The organism is Komagataeibacter sp. FNDCR2 (assembly GCF_021295395.1).
GTDB lineage: Bacteria > Pseudomonadota > Alphaproteobacteria > Acetobacterales > Acetobacteraceae > Komagataeibacter.
Genome location: NZ_JAIWOU010000002.1, coordinates 1 through 18,344 on the forward strand (window position 1 = coordinate 1; position 18,344 = coordinate 18,344).

The 18,344-nt window shown below is 59.5% G+C and carries 18 protein-coding genes and 1 pseudogene; 2 read left to right on the forward strand and 17 right to left on the reverse strand.

What is annotated here, in order from left to right; genetic code table 11:
• Positions 1–309: 309 nt before the first annotated feature.
• A pseudogene (locus LDL28_RS14150) lies at positions 310–1,283 on the reverse strand (IS481 family transposase); the annotation flags it as partial.
• A 194-nt stretch (positions 1,284–1,477) separates the two neighbouring features.
• On the opposite strand from LDL28_RS14150, the gene LDL28_RS14155 reads away from it, so the two are divergent.
• A complete protein-coding gene (locus LDL28_RS14155; RefSeq protein ID WP_233059323.1) occupies positions 1,478–2,455 on the forward strand; it encodes a GNAT family N-acetyltransferase in 978 nt (325 codons plus the stop codon).
• 291 nt (positions 2,456–2,746) lie between these two features.
• Positions 2,747–3,043, forward strand: a complete 297-nt coding sequence (locus LDL28_RS15740) for a transposase (RefSeq protein ID WP_370636402.1) — start codon at positions 2,747–2,749, stop codon at positions 3,041–3,043.
• Positions 3,044–3,399: 356 nt separating this feature from the next.
• Here LDL28_RS15740 and LDL28_RS14160 read toward each other — a convergent pair whose 3' ends face one another.
• From LDL28_RS14160 to pilO2, 16 genes are all read right to left on the reverse strand, one after another.
• Positions 3,400–5,670 carry a type IV secretory system conjugative DNA transfer family protein gene (locus LDL28_RS14160; protein ID WP_233059324.1) on the reverse strand — a complete coding sequence of 757 codons (2,271 nt, stop codon included), beginning with the start codon at positions 5,668–5,670 and terminating at the stop codon, positions 3,400–3,402.
• 2 nt (positions 5,671–5,672) lie between these two features.
• Positions 5,673–6,110, reverse strand: a complete 438-nt coding sequence (locus tag LDL28_RS14165) for a hypothetical protein (RefSeq protein ID WP_233059325.1) — start codon at positions 6,108–6,110, stop codon at positions 5,673–5,675.
• A 29-nt stretch (positions 6,111–6,139) separates the two neighbouring features.
• Positions 6,140–6,535, reverse strand: coding sequence for a hypothetical protein (locus LDL28_RS14170; RefSeq protein ID WP_233059326.1), 396 nt, complete (start codon positions 6,533–6,535; stop codon positions 6,140–6,142).
• A complete protein-coding gene (gene icmT, locus LDL28_RS14175; RefSeq protein ID WP_233059327.1) occupies positions 6,532–6,780 on the reverse strand; it encodes an IcmT/TraK family protein in 249 nt (82 codons plus the stop codon). Before icmT ends, LDL28_RS14170 begins: the two co-directional genes overlap by 4 nt.
• A gap of 2 nt (positions 6,781–6,782) precedes the next feature.
• Positions 6,783–7,901, reverse strand: coding sequence for an ATPase, T2SS/T4P/T4SS family (locus LDL28_RS14180; protein WP_233059328.1), 1,119 nt, complete (start codon positions 7,899–7,901; stop codon positions 6,783–6,785).
• Complete coding sequence (locus LDL28_RS14185) at positions 7,898–8,269, reverse strand: hypothetical protein (protein ID WP_233059329.1); 372 nt, start codon at positions 8,267–8,269, stop codon at positions 7,898–7,900. The genes LDL28_RS14180 and LDL28_RS14185 overlap by 4 nt, the downstream gene beginning before the upstream one ends.
• Positions 8,259–9,419 (reverse strand): hypothetical protein, encoded by a 1,161-nt coding sequence (locus tag LDL28_RS14190; protein WP_233059330.1) that lies wholly within the window; start codon positions 9,417–9,419, stop codon positions 8,259–8,261. The genes LDL28_RS14185 and LDL28_RS14190 overlap by 11 nt, the downstream gene beginning before the upstream one ends.
• Complete coding sequence (locus tag LDL28_RS14195; RefSeq protein WP_233059331.1) at positions 9,416–10,354, reverse strand: type IV secretory system conjugative DNA transfer family protein; 939 nt, start codon at positions 10,352–10,354, stop codon at positions 9,416–9,418. The genes LDL28_RS14190 and LDL28_RS14195 overlap by 4 nt, the downstream gene beginning before the upstream one ends.
• Positions 10,347–10,790 carry a DotD/TraH family lipoprotein gene (locus tag LDL28_RS14200; RefSeq protein WP_233059332.1) on the reverse strand — a complete coding sequence of 148 codons (444 nt, stop codon included), beginning with the start codon at positions 10,788–10,790 and terminating at the stop codon, positions 10,347–10,349. The genes LDL28_RS14195 and LDL28_RS14200 overlap by 8 nt, the downstream gene beginning before the upstream one ends.
• Positions 10,791–10,797: 7 nt before the next feature.
• The gene (locus tag LDL28_RS14205) at positions 10,798–11,514 is read right to left on the reverse strand and encodes a transglycosylase SLT domain-containing protein (RefSeq protein ID WP_233059333.1); all 717 of its coding nucleotides are present in this window, start codon (positions 11,512–11,514) and stop codon (positions 10,798–10,800) included.
• A gap of 2 nt (positions 11,515–11,516) precedes the next feature.
• Positions 11,517–13,184 (reverse strand): shufflon system plasmid conjugative transfer pilus tip adhesin PilV, encoded by a 1,668-nt coding sequence (pilV, locus tag LDL28_RS14210; protein ID WP_233059334.1) that lies wholly within the window; start codon positions 13,182–13,184, stop codon positions 11,517–11,519.
• Positions 13,184–13,657 (reverse strand): hypothetical protein, encoded by a 474-nt coding sequence (locus tag LDL28_RS14215; protein WP_233059335.1) that lies wholly within the window; start codon positions 13,655–13,657, stop codon positions 13,184–13,186. The genes pilV and LDL28_RS14215 overlap by 1 nt, the downstream gene beginning before the upstream one ends.
• An 18-nt stretch (positions 13,658–13,675) precedes the next feature.
• Entirely contained in the window at positions 13,676–14,188 is a 513-nt protein-coding gene (locus LDL28_RS14220) for a type 4 pilus major pilin (RefSeq protein WP_233059336.1), read from the reverse strand.
• Positions 14,189–14,243: 55 nt separating this feature from the next.
• A complete protein-coding gene (locus LDL28_RS14225) occupies positions 14,244–15,368 on the reverse strand; it encodes a type II secretion system F family protein (RefSeq protein ID WP_233059337.1) in 1,125 nt (374 codons plus the stop codon).
• 115 nt (positions 15,369–15,483) lie between these two features.
• On the reverse strand, positions 15,484–17,133 hold the full coding sequence (locus LDL28_RS14230) for a GspE/PulE family protein (RefSeq protein WP_233059338.1): 1,650 nt from the start codon (positions 17,131–17,133) through the stop codon (positions 15,484–15,486).
• 31 nt (positions 17,134–17,164) lie between these two features.
• The gene (gene pilO2, locus LDL28_RS14235) at positions 17,165–18,340 is read right to left on the reverse strand and encodes a type 4b pilus protein PilO2 (RefSeq protein ID WP_233059339.1); all 1,176 of its coding nucleotides are present in this window, start codon (positions 18,338–18,340) and stop codon (positions 17,165–17,167) included.
• Between the last annotated feature and the right edge of the window lie 4 nt (positions 18,341–18,344).

Below are 18,344 nucleotides of genomic sequence, written 5' to 3' on the forward strand. Positions count from 1 at the left end.
GAGACATTCGGAATCATGGTTTGAGTGATGCCCCCTGTGAGCAAACCTCATCGCGGGTAAAACCATCTGGGAATGATCACTATTGCGCGCATAGATGCTGGCGGAGTTGGCATTCGGGCACGAACTATCAGACGGCGATTGCCCGGCAGCAAGCGCCAAGTAATCGAAAGCATAGCGGCAACCTGCTCTGGCAAGCAAGACAATCAAAGCGATGACCTCCAGACTGATCAAACGATAGGCAAAGGAACCTGGCATGCTATAGCAGTTATCTTCGAGCTGGATACGGCAGGTTGGTGACATGCGCCTGCTGTCAGAAGGCGAGACGTTATTGGCGTAATCAAGGATTTCATCGACCTGCTTCATGATGTCACGATTGGCTGGTTTGACGTAATCAGAATTACGGGACACGGGGTGTTTTTCAAGACACGACGTGATGCGTTCAGCAGGGGATATGCCACCCAGAACACGTTACGGGCGATGTTTCCAAGCGAAGCAGAAGCCTTTGAGCAGGATTTCCAGATCCTCGTGATTTGAACGCAGACCTGCAGCACCTCGGTCACGAAACGGCCATTGAAGCGTTCGACCACTCCATTGGTCTGCGGTGAATAGGCTTTCGTCCGGCGTCGGTCGATCGTCATATCAAGGCAGGCTTGCTGTAAAGCAGGAAACACGATCTGTCAGGATGCGGGTGATCCGGAAAGGAAAGGCAACCTTGACAGCCATGAGGAAACCGACAGCATTCCCTGCATTTTCCGTGTCACACACGGTCAGATGTGCCGAACGGGAGCAGCGGTCGATGGCGACATACAGGTAGCGTTTGCGTCGTTCTCCATCTGCTGTCTGTAACTTTGGAAGATGCTTCACATCAATATGGACATACCCCGGATCATAGTCCCGGAACGTTCCTTTTCGGCGAACAGATCCACTCTTTGGAGCAGGAGGCACGCGGTTCAGTCCGGCTTCTTTTAGATCCGCCAGATATTATCCCGATTCAAATGTGGCAGAAAATGCCGCACGACAAAGTTCAGATCATCCAGGCCAAAACCGGTAGAGCGTCGGAGCTGACAGATAATGGCGCGTTTCTCATCAGGAGCTTTCCAGGCCAGTCTCCGAGGACGGCTGCTGCGGTTCTGGCAGGTATCTAAACCACGTTTTCGCCACTTGCGGACGGTTTCACCGCTAATCCCGTAGTGCCTGACCAGCACAGATGTCGGCTCTGACGAGCGGGCTATGTCAGTTCGCACAGCCGGTGTCGTGCGCGCCTGTGGATGGATCTGAAGCATCCGTCTTCCTCCCCCAAAAAGGACGCAAACCATGGTCTGTAACGCGATGCCGCCTACTCCACATCATGCCAATGACATCTCGCCACCTAACAGGTGATACAAAATTTATGTATCCGCACGACACAATTGACATCTAATGTCACATATAGCAACACTACGATACACTTAGTTTTGTCAGTTAAGGCCAGTCTCCCATGTCTGATACAGACCCGGTATCTAATGAATATAGCCCTTCTATTTTTCACGAATCATGGTGGTTAGATGCCGCGACTGATAATAATTATGAGGTTATTGAGGTAACGAAAGACGGGAAAGTTATCGCTAGTCTTAATATTTTTTGCAAAAACCATCTGGGACTGCGGTTGATCCGCACGCCACCCTATACCAGGACACTAGGACCTCGCCTTTTCTTGCCCCCATCCAAGCCGTTCCGGCGGGCGCAGAATATTCGCAATACCATTGCGGAACTGGTCAAAAAACTTCCTGCCTATGACAGCCTGCAACTCAGCCTCGACCCGGATGACGAAACAGGTTTTGCTTTTTCTCTAAATGGTTTTTTGATTCGACAACAGTTTACCTTTCGTATTGCACCAGACACGCCTCTTGAAGAAGTCTGGAGGGATTGCGACCAGAAAACTCGGAATCTCATCCGTTCCGCTGACCGCAAGCTGACGGTAGTTCGCAGCACGGACATAACCGAATTCATTCGCATGTCCCTAGTAGACCGGCCTAAAAAGAAAAATAGTCACGACTTCGCGCGGCTTGAAAAGATATTTCATGCCTGTAGACTGAAAAATCAGGGATTAGTATTCTCAGCACGAGATGAAACCGGTCGCCAGATTTCCTGTGTCGTGCTGGTATGGGACCATAAACATGTTTATTTTTGGCAGTCGGCCCGTGACCGTGAAGCGCAGGTTGCTGGTGCGAATATGCTTTTATTATGGAAAAGTATAGAATTTGCCCATGAAAAGAAGTTGACCTTTGACTTTGACAGTTTTGCTTCGATTAGATCGGCAAAAATGATCGCTAGCTTTGGTCGGATACCTATCGCCCGCCAACAGGTGATTGGCACGTCCATATGCTACCAATGGGAAAGGGCGGCCAGTGCACTCCTTGTCCGTCTACGTGATAAAGGGGTTGACATCTATACCTCATATAAAGATAGAACATGATATATTGTAATGTATATTACTTTTGTTGTAGCTAAAAGTGGAGTTTTTTATTTTGTAGCTTGGAGTTGAGTTGCCAAAAAAGGCTTCGGGGCATGGGCTCGAGACCCTTGTCGACGACTTGAGCAAGTGTTTTTCCAGTCGAGCCAGGAACGGGGTCGTACTATATTGTAATCTTCCCGTCAGGCAGCGAGAATCTGACGGACGTACATCGAGAGATGTGAACTGGATTTGTGACGATTTTGTGCTGGTCATCTGAGCGTTTCAAGCTCGTATCAGGAGACCGACGAGAGCATGAGGCATACGGAAGATTTCAAACGCGAGGCCGTGAGGATCGCGCTGAGCAGTGGGCTGTCACGCACGCGCGTTGCGGCCGACCTGGGTATCGGCAAATCCACTCCAGGCAAATGGAGAGTGGATTATCGTCCGACCGGGCCGACATCCGCGCCTCAGGCTGATCTGGCCCGCGAGAATGAACGTCTTCGGCATGAATGGCCAATCGAGAGGCTGCGCCAGGTTTTGCGGGTCTCAGCACGGGGTTACCGGGCTGGACATCCCGACCGACCTGTCAGCGCTAGCGCACCGATTTGAAGGTGCAGGCGCATAGGATGACGTCACGCCCCACATCATGTTGGAGGCAGCATCACCACAGCCGTAGGCCCCCTTTTCTGTCGCGGAAAGCGCCTGCCTGTTCTCCATTATCCTACTTTTCCTGAAATTTTAGGTCAAGCCAGACGCTATCATGTGATTGTGAAACGACAAGTTGGACTGAACATCATCAATACATTATCGGTTACCATGTCTGCTTTAAGGAATAATGCTGAGGTGTCTTTTCGTCTCAGATGCGGGCGAAAACTGCCATCATGCGGCTTACACACCGATCCGATATTCATCTTGTTCACGGCATGACTGCCGGTTGCGACGTAGGGACGGGGGCTGCTCTCGCCCTACGTATCCGGGGAAGCCACCGTTGCATTGAGTGCAATAGCCACAGCGTTACGTGCGTGCGGCTCGCTGGCACCCGTGCGTATGTCAAACGCCACCATGGTCTCGGACAGTTCCCGGGATATTCTGGGATTAACCATGGTGACGGGGGTATCGCCCCGTCGTGGATAGGGCGTCGGCAGGTTCTTGAACAGGCAGCCAAAGGGTGCGGCGGGGACAGATGGTAGCCCGTCGCAAAACAGTTCCTGCGCATCGTCGAGCGGCGTCGCCCGAATGTCTATGACTGTCGCCAGCCGGTTAAAAACGGCGCTGAGTACCCCGCCCAGCGCGGGCAGGCGGGACGCGGTAACGATATCATCGCCCGCAATGAGGTGCTCCCGTATGTCCGCATCGGGGTCGAAAGAGCCGCCGATCGTAATGGCCGTTGTGCTCCGTGATGGCCTGGACAGGGCCATCATCGGGAAAACCCGATTGACGCCAGACGGCTTTACGCCAGCATAGAACAGGCGGGTATAAATGCGCTTGCCCCGGAACAGGATGATCGCCTGTCCCTGCTGGAGCGATTGTACGTCGCTCCACGAGATGCGTTTGACTTCCCGGATATCGGCGCGTGTCTGGTCGGTATACACGCCAAGCGCCGCCGAGGTGTCGTAACCAGGCAGCACGCTGACCTGCATCGTGCCAGCCGTCTGCTCAAGCCATTCCCGCGTTGGACCGGAATCCTCAAGGTTTTCGATGATCTTGAGCTTCGGGTTGCCCAGTAGCGGCACGCTCCGGTCACGTCCCAGCGTTGCGTAGAATGATCCCACCTCCTGAAAAGACAGGAGCAGACTGATATTGAGTTCGCGTCCCTGCGCCATCATGACATCAAGGCCACGCGTGGCGATGTACCCGCCTTCGTCGATGACGAGCGGATAGGGGGTGGAGGATGCGGAAGGGCGGTTGGTGACCAGATCCTCGTAACTGCCTTCAAGCGAGGTGCCGAGCGCACCGGCAAGGGCATAGCGTAGCGCGGTGATGATAGTCTTGCCCAGGGCCGCGTTGGTCGAGGTCGAATTTTCGAGTGAGGGGATCAGGACAACCAGGATGCGCCGGTTGAAGATGATATCCCGAAAATCAATATCGGGCACCGCGCACTGGAAGATATGGCGCAGTGTCGTGGTCATCTGGGTGAAGGTCCGGGCAAAGCCGCCTACGACGTAGGAATGCTGTTCGCGTACCTTGTCCTGCCCGGATGCGTCGCCTTTTTCCGAGGAATATCCCCCCGTTTCCGCGACGTAGGCGCGGACGGGATTGAGCATCGTGGCGGGAAACCCGGGTGGCAGCGGGATCGTGTCGATTTTGCCGGATGCATCATTGTAAAAATGGAACCGGCGCTGGTCGTTCGAATGGCCGGGAGAGCGCGTCAGGTCGATAAGGGATTGGATATCGGAGAAGTTGGCCCTGATCGTCTCGGCTGTGATGGGTATGCCCAGGTTGTCGCGCATCCAGACGAAGACATGCGCCATGCTGCGGATCAGTGCGTCTGCCCGGTCCTTGAAGTGCTGCGAATTGCCCGCGCCGTTTTCGTCTTCGGGCAGGAACAGGGTCAGCAGCAGCTCCGTCATGCCCTCGGCATTGACGCTGCCGAAGGGGTTCCACGTATTGGTTTTCCGGTCGCCGTCGGAGACGATGAGGTTGATGATGCGCAGGTTGCTTCTCATGCCCCAGCGTTCAAGAAGCGCCGCGACCGAAAAGACGAGATTGTTCGAGCCTTTCGCATCGACAATGGTGAACCCGCTACCCTGCGCGAGGGCATTGCACAGCAGGCTGTATATGAACTGGGTCTTGCCCGATCCCGTAGCACCCGGCAGGACTGCGTGCATCGACATGTCCTCGCCGGCAAGCCAGATCTGCTGGTCGGTCGTTTCATCCCAGCCGAGAAACCAGTCACCTTTGGCCGGCCCCGGTCTCTGGACGCCTGCTCGTCTGGGGTCGGGGACAGGATTGCCGTAATCTTTCCGCCTGGTGTCAGCCGGCAGGCGCAGTGGCATGGTGATCGGCCGGGTCATGACATAGCCGGCATAGGCAAGCGCCAGGGGCACGATCGCCGTCGTCAGGGCCGGGACCGAGAAGATCGTGGTCGCCATGCCCACCAGCCCGATGGCAGATGCCCCGGTCGTGAGGGCTTCCTTGATGTGAGTGCCGACGGTGCGGGTATCGCGGTAGGCGATCCCCCCGCGCTGCTCATGGAAATCCTGTGGCCCGTCAATGCGACGCTCGATGACGCCCATGGTTACTGCAGCCCGAAGGAGGCGTTCACCGACGCAGGTGCCGCTGCCGGTGATCCCGCCTGCGCGACCGGCGGAGCAACGGACCGGGGAGCCTGTACGTCGCCCCCCTGTACACGGTATTCACGCTCAGGCAATGACGCCAGCGCAGCAATACGGGTGTCCTGGCTGACAGGACCATGCCCCGAGAAAACCATCCGGCCGAAAGTGAACATGATGAGGCACAGTCCCGCGACACATATGCCGATCCTCACGGATGTGCCCATCGGTGGAGGGCTTACGCTCTTCCGGCGCGGCGAACGGACCGGATCGTGCTTCTGGATGGTGGTAGTCGCAGGCACCGCAATATTGCCCGGTGTGTCTGGCAGGCATATGACGCTGGCGTTGCTGGCTCCCGGTGTGATGGTGACGGGACCGTCTTCGCTCGTGAGGATGATGATCACGGGTCGTTCCTTTGCATTATGTGCTACCGTTATGCGGTGGCCGATTGTGGGCCTGTTTGCGGATAGAGCGCGGTTGCATATTTATGGAGGGCCTCGAGGGGGATCTCCTGACCGCCCTCGCCCACGCGTCGCAGGACTTCATCCATGCACAGCACGACAAGCGACAGGGGAGCGTGATGGATGGCGACAAGCCTGTGTCCCGTCAGGGCTGTTTCGTCGGGCTCGATCTGGAGGCCGAAGCCTGTCTCCGTTTCCCGCCGCCAGAGTTCTTCCGCCAGCCGTGCCAGAACCGGAAGCAGGAATTCGGGCTCCGCGATCCGGCATGGGGTAAGGAAAGGCTGTGTGGTTCCTTCCAGGGTGAAGGTGTACCCGCCGCTTCTGATGAGGTCACTCACGACGTCAATGATGGTTTCGATGTCGTTCATGCGTAGTCCCGCCGTTTCCACGCTGGCAGGAGCGGGCGGCGGGACCCGGAGACGAAGACCCGGAACATGCGCCATGCCACGGGAAGGGTCAGGCCCATCCATGCCAGAATACCGAAAAACGCCACGCCGATGATCGCGGTGATGAATGTCCATTCACGCATATGGACAAGCCACAGCGCCATGGGCGCCAACGCCCGGCAGTCGATGATGAGCAGCCGCACGGGGTCGGCGGTAAATCGCCACATGGCTACAGCTCCTGTCTGATGGCGGCGGCCGCGACCGCCTCGGTGATGCGGCCTTCCCGGTGTGCTGACCTGATCGACTGTTCGAAGCTCTGTCCGGACGTTTCGACCGCTTTCCGGGTGAGTTCCGGCCAGTGTTTCGGATCCGCGTCGAGCAGGCGGTCGCGGAAGGCGCGGCTGACGGGCAGGAACTCGCGTATCGGCGTGCGCCGTCCATCGGTGGAGCGCAGCAGGCGCTGGTTGACGATTACCCTGAGGTTTTCCACGAACGAGATGGTCAGGCTGTCGCGCTGGTCGGCGGGGCAGAGCGCGGCGATACGGCGCACAGTCGAAGCGCAGTCGAAGGTATGCAGCGATGAGAGAAGGCGATGCCCGGAAATGGCGGCCTGAATGGCCGCAACCACCGTTTCAGGATCACGAATTTCTCCCACGACGATATCCGTTGGTTCCTGTCGCATCGCGGCCCGGATGAATTCCGCGAAAGTCGGGAGGCCGCGTGGGATCTCGGTCTGCATGACGGTGGAATTGACGGCCGGCACGAGATCATAGAGCAGCTCCAGCGGTGCTGAGCCCTCCACCAGATCCATATGGCAGTCGGGATCTTCGAGCCGCTTGCGGTTGATCCCCCCGAGCAGCGTGGTCTTGCCGCTGCCTGTCGCGCCGCAGACCAGGTACATGCCGTTATCGCCTTCAAGTGCTTCGAGAACACGGGGTTCGACATTCTGTTCGGCGAGTGGGCGGGGGATATCGACCAGGGGCCGGATCGTGATACCCACGGCCTGTTCCGGACCGACCAGGGTGGGGACGGCGTTGATGCGGAAGGAGTAGCGCCGGGCGCGCCGGTCCGGCCATATGGTATGGGACAGATCCAGCGCCCTGGACTGGCGCAGGTGGGTGACCGCAGTACTGTCGCGGAACATGTAATTGATGGCGTCTTCCACAATCCCCGGTAGCAGCGCCTCGCGGGTGATCGTACGGTTAAGCCCATGCACTTTCATGACAATGGGTTTGTCGGTCTGCAACTGGATACGCGATGCATCCTGTTCGGAGCACCACATAAGGAGCCGGTCCAGCGCTTCACCCCGCAGGGAAACGCCATCCTCGGGCCAGAACGGGTTGCTCACGGGGTCGGCCTCCTTCCGCCCCGGCTGCCGGGCCGCAGGGAGCCTTCCATGAGTTCGGTGATCCGCCGGTGCGCCTGGTAAAGGCGACGCGGGAGTTCCCGCCCGCTTCGGGGCTGGCGTCCCTCACGGATGGCGCTGATATAGTTCCTGACCGGTGCGATAAGCGTCTCCGGCGCCCGTGAGACATCGTAGCCATAAAAGGTGCCATGGCGTGCCACGTGATCGAGCTGCGGCAGGGTCATCACCATGCTGGGGTCAAGCTGGTTTTCTTCGAGCAGGTAGGTGCGTAGCACCCAGTGGCGCAGTTCGGTGGCGGCGCTCCGTGCGCCGAGGAACAGCGTGCCGGTTTTCGTATCTTCAGGCGTCATGGGTCGAAAAGCCTGCCTTTACTGATTTCAGGGTGGTGAGGGTGCGCGAAATCTGCGGCTCGCGGAGCGGGAGACCTTCCATGCCTTCAGCCTGCCAGTGTTCGACAAGCGCCTGCGCCTCGATGCAGACGGTCGTGGACAGGACGTACAGGGGGGAGCCGTGCTGCGGGTAGGAAGGGGCGGAGAGCGCCAGCCACAGATCGCGGTCGAGCAGTTGTACCGCGCAGAAAAGGCCCGGATTGACGACGCCGCTGCGGGTGCGGGCGTGTTGCAGCAGGGTCAGCAGGGCCGGGCGGCTGTAGGCGTGGGCATTCGCCATCGCAATGGCTTCTGCCCAGGTATTTGCGGCATATGTCTGGTTGAGCCGCCGGATGAAGCGTTTAGGGAGACGGACGGGCGCTGCCGGTGCACCCTTTTTCAGGTTCCCCGCCACGGCACGGGACAGGGCTTCAAGGAGGCGTTGGGCTTCCTCCTTCCTGCGTTGGCCGAAAAAGGTGAACACCATGAACAGGCAAAGCTCCGCCGGGGGGAGTGCGTTCGGGTCCGTCCACGGCTGGCCGAGCTGTCTGGCCAGGGCATCCCGCGTGGTTTCGGCCCATTGCGGCGTATTCACGTCTCCCGGGCTATATCGTTCGAGCCACTCCGTCGGGCGCAGGGCGGGGTCGAGCGGGCGCAGGCCCTTCGTCGGTGGAGCTGGTTCCACGAGACGTAGCTTTCCCCCTACCCATGCTGCACCCACCGGGTGGATCCGGGCGAGGACCGCCTGCATGCCGTCGAGGCCAAAGCGTTCGCGATAACGGCTGCGGGGCGCGCAGGTGAGGCATAGCGCCGCAAGGGCCATGATGAGGACAATGGCGGGAATGCGCAGCGCCATGCCCGTGAGCGTGCATAACTGCCATAGCGTCGCCCACGAGACCCGCTCGGGGACGGCATGGTGCAGGCTGCCATGGATCTGGTCGTAGCCGTGTGTGAACAGGCCGATGACATCAAGTTCCATGTCCTGAATGAGCAGGATTGCCTGCGCGATCTGTGTGTGGAACCGGAACCACGCCAGCAATGTCATCAGGATGATGGCAACCGTAACACCGCCAATCAGGCTCGCGACCCGTCCCGCATCCCACGCATTTGAGGAGGAGGTTCCGGGCGTCACCGGCCCTCTCCCGAGATGCGCCAGTGCGCGCGGTTGGCGTCGAGACCCGGCTGGGAACTGATGCGGATGTCCTGCACGTTAACGCGCATGAGGTCGCGGCCGCCCTGTGTCGGGTGGTTGAGCAGCGCCACCTGTGGCGCCTCGACCTTGCCCGCTTTCAGTAGCATCCGGTAGCGCGCCATGCCGACGATTTCACGCTCGAGGCGCGCCAGGTCGTCGAGGAAGATTTCGACCGCCTGGCGTTCGCCCGCCGCAAATCCCCGTGCGACACCCTCACGCCAGACCGAGACTTCGTGAGCCGTGCGTGGCCTCAATGCGTCACTGGGGGGAGCGGGGAGGTCATATCGGCGGGTAAGCCAGGTGCGCCACTGGGGCGCGGCCGTTACCACCTGCGCCTGTCGGGTGATCTCGTATATCTGTTCGGCGAACTGCGCCGTCTGGCCTGAAGGATCAAGGGCAACGGCCATCTGGGCATTGGTTACGACGGGTGGCCGCAGAAGCAGTGATCCGTTGCCGACAGGCAATACCAGGGGACGGAAATCGAATTCGCGATCCAGTGTCGTGGTGTTACGTTCGAGCATGCGATTGATGGCATAGGATCGGCCGGCGAGGCCACCCTGCGCGCCATAGGCCCATGCCGCCTGGCGCACGGTATCATCCCGACCGTTCCCGGATTCCTGTCGCGGGGAGTAGCCGGGCCGGATGGCCATCAGGGCTTCCATGGAGGGGGGGCGGTTGACGTCCGTGATGACCGGCGCGATGAACGCGCCCGTCAGGGGCGTGTTGACCGGATTGGCGGTGCCGTCCTGTGGTGAGGGCACGGAAGGTACAGGGAGGGCAACCGGTCCCTTGCCCGTGGTGTCCGCCGCGCCCGCCGTGCCGGGCGGCAGTGTCAGGCCGACAAGCAGCGGCAGGGCACGCAATGGCTTATACATGGCAGATTATCCTGATCGTGTGCCGTGGCACGTCGATGTCGATTTCGGCGCGGGGATCGGCGGCTGCGGCGAGATGGTCGAACAGGCGTCCGGCCGTGGTGTTGTCATCGTCCACACGCACCGTGATCGCGTGGGCCGCAGGTGGCGTGATGACGGAATAACCCACGCGGCCGGCCAGCAGCCGGACGCCGTCGTCGAGCCGACCGGACCAGTGCCAGCTCATGGGGCGGTTCATCTCTGCCGGCAGGACCGATCCGGGGCGGGCCATCGGGAAACGGATCTGTCCAAGCCCGTCCATGGTTTCAAGCAGGCCCGACATTTCCTGTGCCATTGTCGGTGTGGCGGGGGATGCAGCGGTCCGGTGTCCGCCGCACGCGGTGAGTGCCGGGGCCAGTGCAAGCAGCGCGCCGGGCATGAAAGCGAATGATCTCTTCATGAGACGATCATCCGGCAGGCCGTTGTGGGTGCGACGCGGCGACGACATTTTTCCAGACTTTGGCCTGATAGGCCCGGTTGTACTCGGGTGTCGAACTGTTGTAGTTTCCCACCCGCCGCCAGAACTCACCGGGATTGTCCGGTGTCTGTCCGTTCAGGGCACGGGAGAGGATCCATGCACCGACATGGAGATTGAGGCAGCCGTCATTGATGACCTGGTCCCGGGTAATTCCCATGCGGGCCAACTCGGGCAGATGGCTCGAATTGATCTGTGCCGGTCCCATGTCATAGGAGCCATTGGTGTTACGTGAGACGCGGCCGACTTTCCCGCCTTCTGTCATGACCACCGCGAGGAAAAGCTGCCCGGGTATCCCGTACTGCCGAGCCGATAGCTTCAGGCATGTCCGCAGGTCGGTGGAGAGGGGACGCGACGGGGTAGGGGGCGGCGGGGGCGCTGCAGCCATACCTTCTGGCCGCTTCGCGTTTCCAACTCCGGCCCATTTCAGTATCCATGCGCCTGCGGCGATGTTCATGCAGGCATTCGTCTTCACGGCTTCGGACGAAAAACCGGCCCGTTCCAGAACAGGCAACCATCCAGGTTGTATTCCCATCGGTCCGATACCACCGGACTGCGAGGTGCTGCTTACATGCTCCACTATTTCAATAGGAACATTGTAATATCGGGCCGCAACCGCAGCGCATGGAGGAAGCATGTCGGTCGGCATGCTCAGTTGGTCATACCAACGTAGGCATTTCCCTCAGGTTGGATGACATCGCTGTTCAGGTCCAGGCATGCCGCGGATCCCCCAATACTTCCATCATTCCCGCGCTGTAATGACCAGATCAGTCCACCGTTTGGTCCCGCACCGACTGGCATCACGCGGGTCGCGTTGGGAACGGAGTGGGGGTCGGCAGTCCCCTCCTCGAAAATGCTGGTGAGTGCGCACATCAGGTGCTCACCAAGGTCACCGTAATACTGTGTGCTAAGATAGTTCCCGGGACCTCGGTAGCCTCCCGGCGTCTGGGCGAGCAGATACCATGTCACGTGGGCGCTCGAGGATATCCGCTTCCAGACACCGTTCATACAGCTCAGGGTGGCACCGTCCCCGGTAGTTTCTTGCGCGATCATACCGTTGGGAGAACAGCCGCCACCCACTGCCGCAGCTCCGTTATCGGTTCCGAGCTTGACGTCATCGACCGTGGCTGAGCCGGCGGAGATGTCGGCGTTGGTTCCATCGGCATGATGAAAATACGTCGTGCCGGGAGTATTGATCCAGGTATTGTAGGCATCTCCACAAAACTGCGTGTTTCCTACCTGGAAACCACAGCCGGGATTTTCGACGATGAACTGGGTGCCAGCCGTCATCGATTGTGCAACGGAGCCCCGGCCTGCGTTGTCAAAAACAACATTTTTTGCTCCACCCTGCCCAAGAGCAAGCGAGCCTTCAAAGTAACCGTCCACGCTGTGAACTCCTCCAACCAGACCTGGAGGAAGACCAGCATCCGGTTCCATCCCATTGGTGCCGATATTGAGGCTGAAGTGGCCTTGCGCAGCCTGCAGATCCGCAAGTTGTCCATTTGGATGCTGCATGTAGACCGCACCTGAGTCGGGTGCACGGACAGCGGCATCGGTGTCGTCGCCATAAATATAGGCACCACCTACCTTCACGCCGCCATATCCCCCGTTTGGGTTTCCGCCGGAAAAAATGCCTCGTGTTGCGTTCACGTCATTGGCCGCATTGATATTGTTGCCGTCCATGTTCAATGGAGCGTTCATGGTCTGGAATTCGGGATGTCCCTGCACCTGATCGCGATAGAGATAATCGGCGTTCATGACTGGCGCATTGGAATACTGGAGTAGGCCGACAAGATGCCCTGGGCCGGGGTTGGGTATCGAAGTCAGGGGCAGGCTCCAGCTCCTGCTGGCACCGGTGGCCGTGGATGAGTTCAGGTTCCCGAACATGCCGTCATAGGGCACGAAGCCGCCCTGCTCTCCGGTGCCTGAGGCAATACGGACTTCGTCCACCCCGCTGATTGTCGTACCGCCCTGCGTTTCAACGACGACCGAGAGTGTGCCCTGTGTCGGCTGCAACAGATAGACGACCCATGTCTGGCCAAAGGGATTCATGGTCGTGAAACCGGGAAGAAGGTCGCTGTCGCTTACAAGCGTGGACAGCGGCAGGGTAACCGGAGCGCCGTTGACGGGAACCGAGCCGAAGAGGGACTCGCTATGCTTGTCGGTGTATTTCTGTCCCGCTTCCAAAAGGGAGCGGAATTGCCCGGACGTCGTCGCGTCTGTACTCAGGCTTGTGTTCTGCACTACCATGGACTGGAAATGGGGCAGGATCATCATGCCCACGATCGCCGCGATGATGGCGCCAGCTATATTTTCCATCAGAACCCTGACCCGGTGAAGGAAACACACGAAACGATATCGTCCTGTGGCACGACGACCGGAAGTGAGCCCATGTTTCCATATGTGGGTGTTTCCCAGGTTGTACCTCGGGAAATACCGATGCTCTGGTCGCCAGCCGCAAGGCGACGTATGCTGTCAATCGAGATCCCGGACAGGGCCATCCAAGTGACGACCTGCGTTGTTCCGCCATTGCGCGTGACGAGATTGTCCGCCGCCGCGAGGCCCGCCCCGTTCTGGGGCAGGCCAAGCTGCGCAAGGGGAACCGAGCCTGTGAAACCGGGATTGCGCTCGACATAAAGCTGCACGGCGGCCTTGTACGCGAGCCAGGCTAGCGCGGCAGGGTCGGCCACAATGTCACGCACCGGATGTATCTGCCGGTTGCTGACCCCGAGCCCCTGCGCGAGGCTCCCGACGAGAAGCAGAACCGCAAAGGCCAGGGTCAAAAAGGGCATCCGGGGTGCTCCTCACGTTCAGCCGTTATACTCGAAGACAATGGTCGTCGTGGCCCCGGACTGGACGGCGTTGCAGGCATTGGCGATCTCGCTTGTCGCAGATGTATCCGTGGGTGTGACGGTCGTGCCCCCGATCGTAATGGTGGATGCTGCCTGTGAGCGTACGAACGAGGCACAGCCGTCGCTCTGCACATTGGTCCAGGAGGCCTGCCAGCCAGCGCCACCATTCGCGCTGCTCAGTGTTACGATGGAGTTCGGCCATGGTCCCACGATGGTGCTGCCATCGCCGTTCGTCATGCCATGTGGAACGGCTGCGGCCCTGATCGCGACGGAATTGGTGAGGTCGGCGTAATTTGCCGCCGACAGGCCGCCATGATAGAGGCCCTCGATATTGGTGAAGAGGCTGCTCTGGTAGCCCGCCGCCGTTTCAGCGCTGCTTTTGTGGAACAGTTCATAGACGAGGCCCAGAATTGCGGCGAGTGCGAGGAGTGCCGTAACGACTTTGACGACAATAGGAACGAGGGTGTCCATGCGTGGTCTTCCTTTGTATATTCAGGGTAGATTCAGGGATGAGCGTGGATGGCGCTTACATGCCGCCAACCGATCCGGCTCCGGAGCCGACATTGCTTGCGACGACTGCAAGGCCGCCGGCGAGGAGCATCATGACGATGGAAAATACGGAGCGTGCCCGGGCCGCGCCTGACAGCGCCTGCTGTTCAAGCATGTCGGCCCAGACCTGGCTGTTCTTCAGGAGGCGATCGTAAGCGCCCTTGCCGCCCCAGCTCGCCTCGATATCGTCGATCATTTCGGGCGAGGGAAAGTTGTACCCTGCGGCAAACATTGCGTCAGGCAGCGACCGTCCACGAGGCCCGAGATTGGCAAGGATCGCATCGAGGCGTTCGCGCAGCCACGGCGTTGCCGTGTCCGCCTGATGCTGTAACGCCTCGGTGTCGGGCATGCCTGCCCTCACGAGGGCTATGAACCCCGAGAGCCAGACATATCCCTGGACATTGCGGTATGTTGACCATGGGGGAAAGCGTTCGAGGAACACACGGACCGGGCCGGTCAGCCTGGTCAGGCTGAGCCATAACGCTGCCGTCAGGGCCACGATCGTCATGGCGGAGACGATCGCCATCTTTCCGGTCGCAAGACTGGACGCCAGGACAAGGATATGAAGCGAAGTGTCGTCGTTTTTCATGATGGAGGATGTCGTGACGAGGCTGGGCACCACCCAGTTCGCGATCACGTAGAGGGATATGAAGATGACGCCGAGATAGCTGGCGGGCTGGTACAGGGCGCTGCGCACCGCCTGCATGATCTTGCGGATACGTGTCTTGACGTCGCAGACCAGATCCAGTGCCCCAGGCAGGTTGTTCGCCTTGTCGCCCGAGACGATCATCATGTATTCGTCGCTGGGAACGTATGGCCTGATGGCCTCGGCAAACGAGAGGCCTTTCGTGTCCATACGTGTCCTGATGGTGTCGAGGATATTGGGCACGGAACGCCTGCCGCGTCGGCGTAGCTGCCGCGCGTATAATGTCAGTATGCTCTCCGTGGAGATGCCCCATCCCATGCGCAGGGCGATCATCTGGTAAAGCTTGCCCCTCGCCTCCCATGTGAATGAGAGGTTGGTGTCGAGCCAGCCCGCCACTGTCGTCGGACGTTCGGGGCCGGTTGGAGAAACATCCGAATAGACGATTTTCAGAGCCATGGGTTTGTGTATTCCATCCTGTCCAACAGGAGTGTCCCGCACCCGGTTGTGGGTGCGGACACGGGCGCGAACCATTCAGCGTATCCGGCGTGGCAGACCGGCTGGCTATGCACGTTCATCCGCCTCTCGCCCGCCGCGCTCCAGCCTCGCGTTCGGCGAGGACGACATCGCGCGCGCGAATACGGTCAACGGTCTGTGTGACGGCGTAGGGATCGACGAGACCTTCGAAAACGCGCCCCATTGCGGTCTCGACCATCGGGGGGTCGACGTTGTCGCGTGCCCGAAAGCGGTGTCGCGCGACGGCCACCCCGAATTCCACGAAATCCGACATGAGCTGCTCATCGGTCTCCACCACTTCGGCGACGGCGGTGCGTCCGGCGATCCCGGTCCCGTTACAGTGCTCGCAGCCGGGGCCGATCCTGCGGATGGCGGATGGATCATCCCCCCATGTCAGGACGGCTTCACGGGCGCGGTGGGTCATGCGCTCGTCATTTACGGTCCAGGGTATCGCGCAGAACGGGCAGATGACCGGTAGCAGGCGTTGCGCCACGAGACCACGCAGGACAGAGGCGTTGCAGGTAGTGCTCAGGCCGAGCCGTTCATAATCCAGGTTGTGCAGCCGAAGGGGGACGTCAAAAAGGTCATCTACATGCAACGTCGACATGACGAAATGCCCGGTCTGGGCAGCGGCAACAGTGGTCAGAGCCACTTCTGCGTCACGGATTTCGCCCACGACCAGATCATCAGGGTCCATACGCAGGCTGGTGACCTGACGGTCCCTGAAAGCCTGTCCCACCGCCTGCGTATTACGCCCTGTGTCGCCGCCTGTATTCGCTATATCAAGCTGGATCGCCCATGGCATGGGGAGTTCCACGGGGTGTTCGATCGAGACGAGGCGACGGCCGGGTTGCATGTCGGCCTTGTTGCGGGCCAGTTCAAAGAGCAGGCTCGTCTTCCCCGAACCTGTCGGCCCCGTGCAGATCAGGATGCCAGATGGTGCGTTCACGATATTCAGGAGGCGCTCGATCTGCGTCGGCGAAAATCCGTAGGATTCCAGCTTGAGCTTGCCCGGCGGCCTGCGGGGTGGCCTGAACTTTTCCTTGATCGGCTGTGCCGGCCGCCTGCTGCGTTCTCCGGCGGGCTGGAGGCGGAGCACCATGAACTTTCCGCCTTCCGAGACGGGGAAGCATGGCCCCCTGACGATACGGACATTCGACAGGCCCATGCCCCGCAGTACGTCGCCCGCGATGCTCCCGTCCTGAAAGGACAGGTCGCTATATGCGGTTTCGCGCGACCCGCCGAGCGAATACAGCGCGCGCATGAGACGGTCTGCGTAGGCGTTGTCGAGTTCGAACCGGTTGGAAGTGACGAGACTGCCGTTGATGCGGAACTGGATTTCGGTATGGCGGTCCTTGCGCATGATGTGGATATCAGTGGCACGCCATGACGAGGCTTGTTTGAGAAGCGTCAGGGCGTGGTCACGGACTTCCTCGTCGGCCGCTTCCTGATCGTGGACGCCCCCGGCATGATGCTCATGGGCCAGCCTGTCCGTCACGGTGCTCAGCGGAACCCAGTTCACCCGGACAAGGCGCATGTTCTGGTGGCGACGTGTCTCATCCAGCCATTCAAGGAAACTGGTTTTCCTTTTCAGGTTTTCACTGGCAAGAATTTCCTGATTGACCTGGTCGATGTAGATATGTCCCTCAAGGTCCCGGGGGACGACCAGTTCATTGCGTGGTCCTGAATCCATTCGCCGGAACAGCAAGTTCAGTATCCGTCTGGGCATGTGATGGTCCTCAGTGTCGGGGGGCAGGTTCAGCGGCATTGTCGAGCATCACCTGAATCTGATAACCACCAGTCGGACTGTTCCTGGATCCCGTCTGTGCGGTTGAGGTCACGACATGCGACATCTGCGTGACGTGGAGGCCACGAAAGTCGTTCCACGGAATCGCCTGTGGATCGCTCCGCCAGGTAAAACTCGCAGCCAGCATCGGAACAGGACCACCTGCCGCCCTGCGGACGGTGTCGTTGGAAGCTTTGCCTATTGCTGGTGTTTCGCCTGCCTTCTGGATGAAAGCGAGAAACTGACGCTCATCAAGTGAAGGTGGGGGTAGCGTCGGATCGGCAGCAGGAACATCGAGAAGAATATGGGTGACTACCGTATTGCCGCTGTCCTGTATCTCACCTGCGGGAGCAGGCGCGAGCGTGCCGCCACTGCGCTGCCATGTAACGGCCAGATTGTGGTCAATGCAGTCCCAGTGCCCAAGTGTCCAGCCGTTGACAAAAACCTGAAATGATCGTGCCGCGCGTATGCAAGTTCTTATCCAGTCGCCAGGGGCGACCGGCGGTGGCGGCTTGAAGGGGCGGGTAGTCTGGTTCAGGGTTTTCTGCGCGGCGAGACGCAATGCCTCCAGGCGGTGCTGTTCTATGACGCGTGTGGCCTGTACGACGACAAGGACGGACGCACAGATGATTGATGCTCCGATATAGTAAGAACGCAGTGATATCGATCGCAGAACGACCTGTGTCGGCGGCAATACTTTCTGAAGAGCGGCAAACTCATCTTCTGAAAGGATATCTTCGCGGGTGAATGTGTGTCCCGCGAAAGATGTTTTTATCGCGTCGATTTCGTCAGTCGTGTAGATCCCATCCGAGCCGAGGAGCGGAATTCCCATATCGTCGGTGGCGATCAGCCAATGCTGGTCAGGTCCTACTTCGTACTGGCCAAAATATTGCGCGCCGAAATGGTCTGCAACCGACAGGAGCAGGCTGTCCGGAGTTATCTTTTCGCCCCTCTGGTCCAGCTTGAGATACCCGATCCGGTTGGGTAGTTGGGGCGTGCGGACGAAATGTGTCATCCCCATCTCAACGGCATCATGACGGATGCTCCAGAAAGATGGCTTGCGCGAATATTGTTTCCATCGCAGATCGCCGCACCAGACCCGAGCCCCATCCTTTATGAAAAATCCCATGGAG

What these genes read in the sequence shown, in the direction of transcription:
- LDL28_RS15740 (WP_370636402.1), top strand. Translation starts at nt 2,747, where the DNA reads ATGAGGCATACGGAAGATTTCAAACGCGAGGCCGTGAGGATCGCGCTG.
- icmT (WP_233059327.1), bottom strand. Translation starts at nt 6,780, where the DNA reads ATGTGGCGATTTACCGCCGACCCCGTGCGGCTGCTCATCATCGACTGC.
- LDL28_RS14215 (WP_233059335.1), bottom strand. Translation starts at nt 13,657, where the DNA reads ATGCCCTTTTTGACCCTGGCCTTTGCGGTTCTGCTTCTCGTCGGGAGC.
- LDL28_RS14220 (WP_233059336.1), bottom strand. Translation starts at nt 14,188, where the DNA reads ATGGACACCCTCGTTCCTATTGTCGTCAAAGTCGTTACGGCACTCCTC.
- LDL28_RS14225 (WP_233059337.1), bottom strand. Translation starts at nt 15,368, where the DNA reads ATGGCTCTGAAAATCGTCTATTCGGATGTTTCTCCAACCGGCCCCGAA.
- LDL28_RS14200 (WP_233059332.1), bottom strand. Translation starts at nt 10,790, where the DNA reads ATGAAGAGATCATTCGCTTTCATGCCCGGCGCGCTGCTTGCACTGGCC.
- LDL28_RS14205 (WP_233059333.1), bottom strand. Translation starts at nt 11,514, where the DNA reads ATGCCGACCGACATGCTTCCTCCATGCGCTGCGGTTGCGGCCCGATAT.
- pilV (WP_233059334.1), bottom strand. Translation starts at nt 13,184, where the DNA reads ATGGAAAATATAGCTGGCGCCATCATCGCGGCGATCGTGGGCATGATG.
- LDL28_RS14155 (WP_233059323.1), top strand. Translation starts at nt 1,478, where the DNA reads ATGTCTGATACAGACCCGGTATCTAATGAATATAGCCCTTCTATTTTT.
- LDL28_RS14185 (WP_233059329.1), bottom strand. Translation starts at nt 8,269, where the DNA reads ATGACGCCTGAAGATACGAAAACCGGCACGCTGTTCCTCGGCGCACGG.
- LDL28_RS14195 (WP_233059331.1), bottom strand. Translation starts at nt 10,354, where the DNA reads ATGTATAAGCCATTGCGTGCCCTGCCGCTGCTTGTCGGCCTGACACTG.
- pilO2 (WP_233059339.1), bottom strand. Translation starts at nt 18,340, where the DNA reads ATGGGATTTTTCATAAAGGATGGGGCTCGGGTCTGGTGCGGCGATCTG.
- LDL28_RS14160 (WP_233059324.1), bottom strand. Translation starts at nt 5,670, where the DNA reads ATGGGCGTCATCGAGCGTCGCATTGACGGGCCACAGGATTTCCATGAG.
- LDL28_RS14170 (WP_233059326.1), bottom strand. Translation starts at nt 6,535, where the DNA reads ATGAACGACATCGAAACCATCATTGACGTCGTGAGTGACCTCATCAGA.